The organism is Ruthenibacterium intestinale, from assembly GCF_040096265.1.
Classification (GTDB): Bacteria; Bacillota; Clostridia; order Oscillospirales; family Ruminococcaceae; genus Ruthenibacterium; species Ruthenibacterium komagatae.
In genome coordinates this window covers 1-10,109 of the sequence record NZ_JBBMFA010000046.1, presented here as the reverse complement: position 1 = coordinate 10,109, position 10,109 = coordinate 1, and the positions used below count along the sequence as shown (strand labels likewise).

10 protein-coding genes and 1 tRNA gene are annotated in these 10,109 nt (G+C 55.9%); 5 read left to right on the top strand and 6 right to left on the bottom strand.

What is annotated here, in order from left to right:
- Window positions 1–74 precede the first annotated feature (74 nt).
- The 3 genes from WMO24_RS02290 to WMO24_RS02280 all read right to left on the bottom strand — a co-directional run bounded on the left by WMO24_RS02290 (window position 75) and on the right by WMO24_RS02280 (window position 3,811).
- Window positions 75–1,784, bottom strand: coding sequence for a glycoside hydrolase family 2 protein (locus tag WMO24_RS02290; protein WP_349214635.1), 1,710 nt, complete (start codon window positions 1,782–1,784; stop codon window positions 75–77).
- 71 nt (window positions 1,785–1,855) lie between these two features.
- Window positions 1,856–2,752 (bottom strand): NAD(P)/FAD-dependent oxidoreductase, encoded by an 897-nt coding sequence (locus WMO24_RS02285; protein ID WP_349214633.1) that lies wholly within the window; start codon window positions 2,750–2,752, stop codon window positions 1,856–1,858.
- 27 nt (window positions 2,753–2,779) lie between these two features.
- A complete protein-coding gene (locus WMO24_RS02280) occupies window positions 2,780–3,811 on the bottom strand; it encodes a YeiH family protein (protein WP_349214632.1) in 1,032 nt (343 codons plus the stop codon).
- Between the two features lie 112 nt (window positions 3,812–3,923).
- Between WMO24_RS02280 and WMO24_RS02275 the strand changes: the two genes are divergently transcribed.
- The 5 genes from WMO24_RS02275 to WMO24_RS02255 all read left to right on the top strand — a co-directional run bounded on the left by WMO24_RS02275 (window position 3,924) and on the right by WMO24_RS02255 (window position 7,879).
- Window positions 3,924–4,790 (top strand): LysR family transcriptional regulator, encoded by an 867-nt coding sequence (locus tag WMO24_RS02275; RefSeq protein WP_349214630.1) that lies wholly within the window; start codon window positions 3,924–3,926, stop codon window positions 4,788–4,790.
- An 88-nt stretch (window positions 4,791–4,878) separates the two neighbouring features.
- A complete protein-coding gene (locus WMO24_RS02270) occupies window positions 4,879–5,496 on the top strand; it encodes a TetR/AcrR family transcriptional regulator (protein WP_349214628.1) in 618 nt (205 codons plus the stop codon).
- A 121-nt stretch (window positions 5,497–5,617) separates the two neighbouring features.
- On the top strand, window positions 5,618–6,103 hold the full coding sequence (locus tag WMO24_RS02265) for a hypothetical protein (protein WP_349214626.1): 486 nt from the start codon (window positions 5,618–5,620) through the stop codon (window positions 6,101–6,103).
- 145 nt (window positions 6,104–6,248) lie between these two features.
- Window positions 6,249–6,779 (top strand): HNH endonuclease, encoded by a 531-nt coding sequence (locus WMO24_RS02260; RefSeq protein ID WP_349214624.1) that lies wholly within the window; start codon window positions 6,249–6,251, stop codon window positions 6,777–6,779.
- On the top strand, window positions 6,776–7,879 hold the full coding sequence (locus tag WMO24_RS02255; RefSeq protein WP_349214622.1) for a DGQHR domain-containing protein: 1,104 nt from the start codon (window positions 6,776–6,778) through the stop codon (window positions 7,877–7,879). The genes WMO24_RS02260 and WMO24_RS02255 overlap by 4 nt, the downstream gene beginning before the upstream one ends.
- 415 nt (window positions 7,880–8,294) lie before the next feature.
- Here WMO24_RS02255 and WMO24_RS02250 read toward each other — a convergent pair.
- From WMO24_RS02250 to WMO24_RS02240, 3 genes are all read right to left on the bottom strand, one after another.
- A tRNA-Arg gene (locus WMO24_RS02250) sits at window positions 8,295–8,371 on the bottom strand.
- A gap of 107 nt (window positions 8,372–8,478) precedes the next feature.
- On the bottom strand, window positions 8,479–9,096 hold the full coding sequence (locus tag WMO24_RS02245) for an ECF transporter S component (RefSeq protein ID WP_349214621.1): 618 nt from the start codon (window positions 9,094–9,096) through the stop codon (window positions 8,479–8,481).
- Window positions 9,097–9,184: 88 nt separating this feature from the next.
- The gene (locus tag WMO24_RS02240) at window positions 9,185–9,958 is read right to left on the bottom strand and encodes a type III pantothenate kinase (protein ID WP_349214620.1); all 774 of its coding nucleotides are present in this window, start codon (window positions 9,956–9,958) and stop codon (window positions 9,185–9,187) included.
- Window positions 9,959–10,109 lie beyond the last annotated feature (151 nt).

The following is a 10,109-nucleotide window of genomic DNA, read 5'->3' as shown; positions in this document are numbered from 1 at the left end:
GCCTTTAGGCGTGGCTAGTATTTTAGGGCTTTGCCCGCTTCTGAAGAACCACCAGCTTCGCTGGTGGGTTACTATTATTCTTCCGCAGCCTGATACAGCCGCCGGGCGATTTCCCGCATGGGATCCGCGGGCACTTTCTGCACCTGCCGGTCGTAGGTCAGCAGGCCGTTGATCTCATCTTCCACGTCCGACAGCTGGGTGTAGATGGCCGCGCACAGCCCCTGCCGGACCGCGGGCAGCACCCGGGCTTCGTACAGCTTTTGCAGTTTTTGCAGCAACTGGTCCCGGGTTTTGCAGGTGCTGTAGCCATAGGCTTTGTCCGGGTGGAACAGATGTCCCTCCTCAGCCAGACAAGCGCCGCCGAACTCCGTCAGCACCAGCGGACGGCGGCCCGGCTTCAGCCGCCAGGGGCCAAAGTAAATATGCCGGCTGTCCACGTCGCTGTCGCCGCCGCGGAACCAGCCCGAGGCCGTGTCGATGAAGCGGCTGTCATCCAGGGCCCGCAGCCGGGCATACACCCGGCTGGAATCAAACTGGCCCCATCCCTCGTTGAAGATGGTCCAGTAAACAATGCAGGGGTGGTTGCGCAGCTGGGACACGGTGGCCTCCATGCCGTCCAGAAAAGCCTGCCGCCCACGGGGGTCCGGGTGCATCTTTGCGTCGGGGCGGGTCTGCAGGCCCAGGGTGGGCAGCAGCGTGTCCCGCACAAAGCGGTACTCCCCGTTGTTCACCATGTCCTGAAAGACGAACATGCCCAGGCGGTCGCACTGGTAATAGAACTCTTCCGGCTCGATCTTGATGTGCTTTCGCAGTGTGTTGAAACCCAGCTCTTTCATGGCGCGGATGTCCCGCTCATAGCACTCCGGGGCAGCGGGCGTATACAGGCCGTCGCTGTAATAGCCCTGGTCCAGCACACCGTGGAAAAACCGGGGTTTTCCGTTCAGGCACAGGCGGGGCACGCCGTTTACGGTGCGAATCTCCAGCCGGCGAAGGGCGAAGTAGCTCTCCACCCGGTCGCTGTCCGCCTCCACCGTAAAACGGTACAGATAGGGGTCCTCGGGGCACCACAGCCGGGGCTGCCGGGGGCAGATCTCCGCGCGGCCGTGCTCCAGCGGGCAGGTCATCGTTCCGTCGGGGGTGCGCACGGTCACCGTGCCGTTGAGAGAAGGATCCCCGGTGTCCACCACCGCCCGCCGGTCGTCCGCCCGAATGTCCAGCCCATGGATGAACGGCACGGGCACGCTCTCCAGCCACACCGTCTGCCAGATGCCGGACACCGGCGTGTACCACATGCCGCCCCGCTTCATCACCTGCTTGCCGTAGGGCTGCACCGGGCTGCGCAAATCGTCCTGCACCCGCAGGACCAGCGTGTTTTCCGCCTGCAGCGCGTCGGTGATGTCAAAGGTCATGGCATGGTATCCGCCCGTGTGGGACCCCATGGCCCTGCCGTTTACAAAGCAGTCCAGCACCTGGTCCGCCGCGCCGATGTGCAGCAGCACACGCCCGCGAACAAAGCCGTCCGGCAGGGCGAAGGTCCGGCGGTAAAACAGAAACCGGCCCTCGGCAAAATGGGCATGCACCCCGGACAAAAGGCTCTCCGGGCAGAAGGGCACCCGGATCGTCTGTTCATAGCGCTCCGGCTCCTGCGGGTCTTCCCGGACGGCAAATTGCCACTGCCCGTTCAGGTTCCAATAGCTGTCCCGCCGCAGCTGCGGACGGGGATAGACCTGCCAGGGCGTCTCGCCCGCGCAGGCGGATTCGGGGGTAAAAAGATCATGCAGCATCCGCGTTCCCTCCCCAAAAGGATGTTTCTTCCTCTATTATAGAAGGACGCGGCCCGATTGGAAAGAACCAATTACGCGCAGGCGTGAATGGCCGCAATGGCGCCGTCCGCCACGGCGGTGGCCACCTGCCGCACCTGCTTGAAGCGGATGTCGCCCGCCGCGTAAACGCCCGGCACCGAGGTCTGCATGTTTTCGTCGGTGAGAATGTACCCGTCCCGCAGAGCCAGGGTGGGGAACAGGTCGGTGTTGGGGGCAATGCCCGCATACACAAACACGCCGCAGCCCGGGTCCTCCAGTGTCTCTGTAAAACCGTCCCGCTCGCGCACCAGTTCCAGCTGTTCCACACAGTCGCGGCCGAACACGCCCCGCAGCCGCGTTCCCAGCCGAAGCGTGATGTTGGGAGTGGCGGCCACCTTCTGCCGGAACTCCGCAATGCAGCCCAGCTGCTCTTCAAAGTGGATCAGGGTCAGCCGCCGGGCAAAGGAAGCCAGATACAGCGCCTCTTTCACAGCGCCGTCTGCGCCGCCCACCACATAGATGTTTTTTTCGGTGTAGCGCGCACCGTCCCGGGCGGCGTTCAGTCCGATGCCCCGGCCGGCCAGCTCCTGCTCGCCGGGAATGCCCAGTTTGCGGGGCGTGCCGCCGCCCGCCAGAATCACCCGCGGCGCCTGATAGACGCCTTTGTGGGTGCGAAGGGTCTTGGTTTCTCCCTCAAGCGACACCTCGGTCACGGTTTCAAAGGCGATGTCCACCCCTGCGCGCAGAGCCTGTTCCTGCATGCGCGCGGCGAAGCTGGCTCCGGTCTCCCCGGGCAGCAGGGCGGTGTAGTGCGTGACGGTGGACACGTTGCCGATCAGGCCGCCCACCTGGGATTTTTCCAGAATCAGTACCTTTTTCCCGCGGCTGGCGGCATAGAGGGCGGCGCTGATGCCGGCGGGGCCGGCACCAAGGATCAGAATGTCATACATGAATGTTCGCTCCTTTCTGTACAGGGGTTACAGCAGGCCTTCCAAATGCTGCATCAGAAGGCTGGCGGCCGTGATGCCGGCCCAGCAGCAGGCACCCATGAAAATCGGTTTGCCGCCGGTCCGAATCAATTTGATCAAATCGGTGTTCAGGCCGATGGCTGCCATGGCCAGAACGATGAAAAATTTGGACAGTTCTTTAAACGGCTGGAACAAAGCGGGGTCCGCCCCGGCCATGGTTGCGGCGGTGGTGATCACCGAAGCCAGCACGAAGAACAGAATGAAGAAGGGGAAAATCTTTTTCAAATCAAAGGACCCGTTGGATACGCTGCCGCCCCGTTTGACCTGCCAGGTGCGCCAGAAGGCCAGCGCCAGCGTGATGGGGATGATGGCCAGCGTGCGGGTCAGCTTGACGATGGTGGCGTACTCCAGCACCGCGCCGCCGGTGCCGTGCAGGGTGTCCCAGGTGGAGGCGGCAGCCGTCACGGAAGAGGTGTCGTTGATGGCGGTGCCTGCAAACAGGCCGAATCCGTCGTTGCTCATCCCCAAAAGACTGCCCAGCGTGGGGAAGAACAGGGCCGCCAGAATGTTGAACAGGAAGATTACGGAGATGGACTGTGCAATCTCCTCATCGTCCGCACCGATGACGGGCGCCGTGGCCGCAATGGCCGATCCGCCGCAGATGGATGAACCGACACCCACCAGCACCGAGATGTTATTGGGCATGGCCAGCCGCTTGCGCAGCACAAAGGCGATCACCAGCGAGACGGTAATGGTGGTGCAGATGATGGGCAGAGAAAGCGCCCCTACCTTGGCGATCTCCGACAGATTCAGTCCGAAGCCCAGAAGGATCACCGCGCACTGCAGGATCTTCTTGGAAGTGAAGGCGATGCCCGCCTGATAGCGGCTTTTGTCCCGCAGGATCATGGTGACCACCATGCCTGCCAGAATGGCGAACACCGGTCCGCCGATCACCGGAAACGCGCGGCCCAGAAGCCAGCTGGGAACGGCCAGTATCAGGCAAAGCAGCAGTCCCGGCGCGGTTTTCTTCAAAAATTCCATTGCAATCTTCCTTTTTCGATGAATTTTGTTTGACCGCCCTTGATTATAAACCAAAGCAACGATAAAATAAAATGAAGAATTATAATAAAACAATAAATTTACGTAATAGGTGATGCAGATGCTGGACCCGCGCTGGAATACATTTCTCGCCGTGTGCGAAACCATGAATTACACCAAAGCGGCACAGCGGCTGTGTTTGACACAGCCGGCGGTGACCCACCACATTCAGTATTTGGAGCAGCACTACGGATGCCGCCTGTTCACTTACGAGGGAAAGGTGCTGCGTCTGACCGAAGCGGGCCTTCGCCTGCGGGAATTCACCCGCTCCATGGCGTACAACGAACAGAAGATGGAGCAGACCATGGCGGCCTCCGCCCCCATCAGCCTGCGGGTGGGCACCTCCAAGACCATTGGCGAATATGTGATCGCCCCCAAGGTGGAACAGTTTTTGCGGGCGCATCCGGACGCATCGTTTTCGCTTCTGGTGGACAATACCCGGGAACTGCTGCGGGGGCTGGAGGCCGGCCGCCTGGACTTTGTGCTGGTGGAAGGCTTTTTTGACCGCAGCCGTTACGACGCGCAGCTCTGGCGCAGAGAATCCTTTTTCGGTGTTTGTTCGCCGGACCACCGGCTGGCCGGCCGCCTGGTGACACTGGAAGAGCTGGAGGGCGAGCGGCTGATCCTCCGGGAGAGCGGTTCGGGCACCCGGGCCATTTTTGAAGATGCGCTGCGCCGCCAGAATCGAACGCTTCGCGGCTTTTCCAGCGTGGCGACCATCAGCGATTTCGTCACCATCAAATCCCTGGTTATGGACGGGCTGGGCGTGTCCTTCCTGTATGAGCCGGTGGTGCAGCGGGAGCTGGAGCAGGGAACGCTGGCCCGCTTCGATCTGGCGGATGCGCCGATGCAGGGGGCTTTCTATTTTGTGTGCCTGAAAAATAATCTGTTCGCCGGGACCTGGGCAGATTGGATGCGATGACGTTTCTCTTGCGCACAGCAATAGGACATGGTAAAATAAAGACAAATATTTTGAATTGTCTTTATTTGCTGGAAAGGAGGGTGCAGAGATGCCGAAAGTAGCTTATTCGGAGGAAGACCGGGAGCGGATCCGTCAGGCGCTGATCGCCGAGGGACTTCGCCACATGGCCCGCCAGGGTGTGCAGCATACGACGGTGGAGCAAATCTGTAAGGCGGTGGGCATCTCCCGTGCCTTTTTCTATTCCTTTTTTCCAACAAAAGAAGATTTGATGGTAGAGGCCTTGTATTTGCAGCAGCCAAAAATTCTGGCCCATGCGCAGGCGCTGGCAAACGACCCTGCGCTGAGCCGCAGTGAGGCGTTGCGGCGCTTCCTGACGGATTGCTGTTACGGCGAAAAGAACGGGATCGCCGTTCTCACCGTCGAGGAGCAGCGGCTGATTTTCCGGCGCCTTTCTGAGGAGAGCGCCCGTGTCTTTCGGGAAAAGCAGGCGCGTCTGTTTGGCGAACTGCTGGAGTGCTTCGGCATCCCGGCCAACCGAGAGCGGGTGGCGCTCTTTACCAATGTGAGTCTGGCGGCCATGATCGTGCGCCGGGCCATCCCCGATACGTTGCCGCTGTTCGTGCCCGAAGCAGCGGACCAAACGGTGGCATTTCAAATCAACGCCATTGTAGAAGGCTTTGAAAAATTTCAAAAGACAAGCGGATAAGTTCGATCCGCCGAATGACGCAGACCGCGTGTTTGGCGGATTTCTTTTCATGCAAAATAAAGACAAATTCTGAAAGTTGTCTTTATTTATAAAATCAAAATCGTCTTAGGAGGAAACGCACATGGGTATTTTCAGCAAACTGTTCAAAGGACCGCAGATTGACATGGAAAAGAGCAATGCCAACGCGAAAAAAATGCGCGAACTGTTCAACGGGGCCGTGGACGGCGGCGGGGACTATCGGTTGATTTTCGGCTATACAGAGGATGTGTCCCGGTTCAATTTCGGCATTGTTCACGGCAGCAGAACCAAAATCGGCAACCTGATCGTGGGCTGGAACGAAGCCAGCCAGACCATTGTGGTGGTCCCGACCGTGCCGGATCTTTCCGGTGCAGGCGAGCCGGTGTACTACCGCCGCTCGGAGATTCTGAAAGCATACCGGAACAAATATCCCAACGATGCGTTTATCATTTATCCGGACCGGAAGGGGTATATCGGCATCAATGCCTACGACTGGCTGGAGGATGAGAGTCTTTACGTATACGTCTCCCAGGAAGAAGAACTGGCTGCGTTCACGGATTTTTTCCTGAATCACTTTGCAAAAAAATAAAAAGAAAAGCTCCCGTTCAGGGAGTTTTTTATTTTTAGATCTTAATTTAGATCTAAATTTAATAATAGTATTGATAAGATCTAAAATTTGGATATAATAAAGACAAAAGATCAAAAAAGGAGAATTGACTCAAAAGGAGGAGGAAATGAGCGATCTTGAAATGCTTGCGGCCTTGAACCATGTGGAGCTGTCTCATGTGGAAGAAGCTCTTCGGCGGGATGTTCGTTGTATGGTTTTGCGGGAAGTTTGTGAATATATGAAGAGATCTCCGGAAAATTCTTTGAGAATCCGGCGGTTGTATCATCGGCACGACAATCTGCGTGCCGCACAGATTGCGGCGCAGGGGGTTTGCAATTGCCGCCTCAGCGAGGAAGATCTGGCTTGGTTGGACTGCTGCATTCGCGCGGCTTTTCACAAAAAGCCGCGGCGGCTTCCGATTTCCGAGGAAGAGCGCCGTTTCCTTTGGAACAAGCAGGCAGGCAAATGTGCGGTTTGCAACAGGAAAGTGAACGTGGATGATTTTCATGTGGACCACATTGTTCCCTGGGATTATGTAGGGGATGAATTGGAGAATAACAAACGGGTGCTGTGTGCCGCTTGTAACCGGAAAAAGAGCAACCAAGCGGTGACGGCCGTGTATGATTTATTTTTTGGAACGAGAGGAGAAGCAATATGAAAAAAGTTCGGTTAACACAGGTCAATCAATATGGGCAGGCGTTTTACATCGGAAAATACGATCCGCGCGTTCTGGTGAAGCTGGCGGATCAGAGCATTGACGTGGGATCTCTTCAGGAGGCACAAAGACCACTGGAAAAACAGCATCTGCAGGAGCTCTCTGAGTATGTTTCTCCGCGGAAAAAGGGAATGCTGCCGGCGTCTGTGATGTTGGGTACCAAAGACCGCAACCGCCTGGTAGTGGAGAAAGAGACCGAACCGGATGGCGAAATCAGCTTTTTTATGTGGTTCCCCCAGGCGCCGGAGGAAATCAGAGAGTATGAAAATACCATCGATATCATCGACGGCCAGCATCGTCTGTTTGCCTTTTCAGACCGGTATCGGGATGAAGAGATGAAGGATGATGTTGTATACGAAATGGCCTTTTCTCTGTTTATCACACCCAGTGTAGAGATGCGCAGACGGCTGTTCACGGTGACCAATGAAAAACAGAAGGCGGTCAACGGCAACCTTCTTTTGTATTTGAAGAGCAAGCTGGGAATGCTTAACCAGGCGGAGAAACAGTACTACCCCATTGTGAATTCTCTGGCCACCGAAGCCTGTTCGCCCCTGAAAGGTCGCATCATTATGAGCGCCGAAAAAATCACCAAGGGTTATAAGGCAAAAGAGTTGATCAAAATTTTGGATAAGGCTAAAATTGGTCAACTTCAGGTCAATCATCAACTGCTGACGGCAGCAGAGCAGGTAAAGGCAATTAGTACGTATCTCTCTGCATGGGAGTCCTTTTACGGACGATCCTATACCAGTCCCGGCAAGGAAACCATGACCAAAATCAGCGGGCTGCGGTATGTGTTGCTGTTAATGCCTACGTTTTTAGAGTACGCGGTTACCCGGCAGAAAAAATTTGAACAGGAGTTTGTCCGGTCGGTAATTCAGAAGCTGGAGGACTACAAGGGCCTCGGCGAGGAAGAGACGCTGTTCGATCGTTCGCTGGAATTCCGGGGCGAGGGAGCCACCATCAAAATGGCGGAAGATGATGCCACTGGCCTGAAGGCGTACCTTGCCAGCAGCGACAGCAATGGCTTTAACCCTCTGGCCTGATTGCGGCAGCTTACTGAGGAATGCAGATTTGGATATTTCACAGCATAACTTTTGAAAGATGTGATGCTGTAGATGGCAGGCAAACATCTGGCAAAACAGGAAGATCAGTTGAGCTGAGATAGAGAAAAACGGGCCATATCAAGTGGTGTTTTAGGATGAGAGTTTTGTAGTGGAGCAAATAAATGCGATTGTAGAAAAGATGCGCACCGCAATGCACCCAAAGGTCGTGCGATGATTGTGTAGAACGCAAAATAAAAGGGAGCCCCTGCAGCAAGTGCTGCGGGACTCCCTTTTGAGGTTTCAAAGATTGGCACAAATGTTTTTGGCCCATAGAGGAGATGGGGGTGTTCTTGGCTGTAAGGGATAAAACAATAAAAGAAAAACCACCAATCCGGTTTGACGGGATTGGTGGTTTTGGTGCGCCCGACTGGATTCGAACCAGCGGCCTTCCGGGTCGGAGCCGAACGCTCTATCCAACTGAGCTACGGACGCATCTTTTCTAAGTGCAACAATTATCTTATCATATTTTTTATCGTTTGAAAAGTCCTTTTTAAAAGAAAAAAGAAGCGCGCAAAACTGCGCGCTTCTTTCTTTATTGGTTAAGCGCGAAACAACTGCCGGTGAAGGGCTTTGCTCAAAACACCCACCACCAGGAAGCCGACGACTGCTTCCAGAACGCCTTGGAAGCCCACGAACATCACCACAAAAATCAGCGGATTAGCTGCGCCCAGCGCTTGCGCCATTCCCTGAATGAAATCCGTCTGATAGAAGAACAACACCAGCGCGCTCATGAAAAACACCGTGTTCAACACAGGTCCGGCCAGAGAGGCTGCGCCGAAGGACAGCCAATGGCGGCTGCCGGTTTTCTGCTCTGCAGCAAAGATCGCTTTGAACAGCACCCCCGCCAGCCATCCGGCCAGAATGCGTGTGGGGACGCAAACCAGGAAGGTGAACACCGGATTGATAGACAGCAGTACATCACCGAAGCCGCTGACGCTGAAACAAGTGGCAAAGCTGGTCAGGCCGAAAACACCGCCCAGCACCGCACCTGCGGCGGGGCCAAGAAGGATAGCGCCTAACGTGACCGGCACCATCAGGAAGGTAATCTCCAGGGCAAACACACGCAGATAGCCCAGCGGCGTGTAAGCCATGACCAGTTCGATGGCTGCCAGAAGAGACAGTTGGACAAGGTAACGGACATTGGTTTGTTTTTTCATTTTTTTCTCCTTACTGCCGTTCCGCCCAAAGCGGATACAGCGTAACCTTATTTTATGTACACGCCGCTTATTTCGCGGCGGGAACACCTCATTTGGCGTTTTTGCGATACAGTCGATACAATCCGTCCAACACCAGATTCTCGTGGTAGTGAATCTGGTGATTGCAATGGGGCAAAATCACTGGCGCAATTTCGCCGGTGGCGACGCAAAACAATTCCTGGCACTGAAGCACGGCTGCAAAGCGGTCCAACATCCCGTCCAGCATGCTGGCGGTGCCCAAAATCGCGCCGGCCTGCATACAGGCCGTGGAATTGGTGCCCAGCACACCGCACTTGGGGGCGGCCAGATCGATTTGCGGCAGTTGAGCGGTGCGGATACTCAGTGCATCCATGCCGGTGCGCACACCGGGCAGAATGGTGCCGCCCCGCATGGTTCCCTTTTCGTCCAGAGCAATCATCGTGGTGGCGGTGTCAAAGGAAACGATCACGCACGGATGCGGATAGGCTGCCAGAACTTCTACAGCGCAGCAGACCAGTTCGCTGCCCAGTTGCGAGGGATCATCCATTCGAATGGCAAGACCGGTTTTCAGGCCTGGCCCAACCGTATAGATACGTCCGGAATAGAGATGAGACAGCGCATGACGAATGCAGCTCAGAAGCGACGGGACAACACAGGAAAAAATCACACCGGTGATCTCGGCTGGCGTGCGTCCGTACAGTGCCAGAACAGACTGCATCTGAACGGCATACTCGTCCGATGTTTTGGAAAGATTGGTGTGCAGCGAGGCAAAAAAGGCCTGCCGGCCCTCTTCGTAAGCGCCCAAAAGCACGGATGTGTTGCTCACATTCACGGTCAGAACCATATGCCCGCCTCCAATCCTTATATATAGTAATATATAGAAAGAAAGAAGACAAGAGAAATTTTTCAAAAAACGCGAAAAAAGGAGTTGACAGGAGAGGAAGGATGTGGTAGTATAACAAAGCTGTCCCCACGGACGGGTCACAAAAGAGCGA

Coding starts and splice junctions, on each gene's coding strand:
- WMO24_RS02280 (WP_349214632.1), bottom strand. CDS start 3,811: ATGGAATTTTTGAAGAAAACCGCGCCGGGACTGCTGCTTTGCCTGATA.
- WMO24_RS02255 (WP_349214622.1), top strand. CDS start 6,776: ATGAAAAAAGTTCGGTTAACACAGGTCAATCAATATGGGCAGGCGTTT.
- WMO24_RS02240 (WP_349214620.1), bottom strand. CDS start 9,958: ATGGTTCTGACCGTGAATGTGAGCAACACATCCGTGCTTTTGGGCGCT.
- WMO24_RS02260 (WP_349214624.1), top strand. CDS start 6,249: ATGAGCGATCTTGAAATGCTTGCGGCCTTGAACCATGTGGAGCTGTCT.
- WMO24_RS02245 (WP_349214621.1), bottom strand. CDS start 9,096: ATGAAAAAACAAACCAATGTCCGTTACCTTGTCCAACTGTCTCTTCTG.
- WMO24_RS02285 (WP_349214633.1), bottom strand. CDS start 2,752: ATGTATGACATTCTGATCCTTGGTGCCGGCCCCGCCGGCATCAGCGCC.
- WMO24_RS02265 (WP_349214626.1), top strand. CDS start 5,618: ATGGGTATTTTCAGCAAACTGTTCAAAGGACCGCAGATTGACATGGAA.
- WMO24_RS02275 (WP_349214630.1), top strand. CDS start 3,924: ATGCAGATGCTGGACCCGCGCTGGAATACATTTCTCGCCGTGTGCGAA.
- WMO24_RS02270 (WP_349214628.1), top strand. CDS start 4,879: ATGCCGAAAGTAGCTTATTCGGAGGAAGACCGGGAGCGGATCCGTCAG.
- WMO24_RS02290 (WP_349214635.1), bottom strand. CDS start 1,784: ATGCTGCATGATCTTTTTACCCCCGAATCCGCCTGCGCGGGCGAGACG.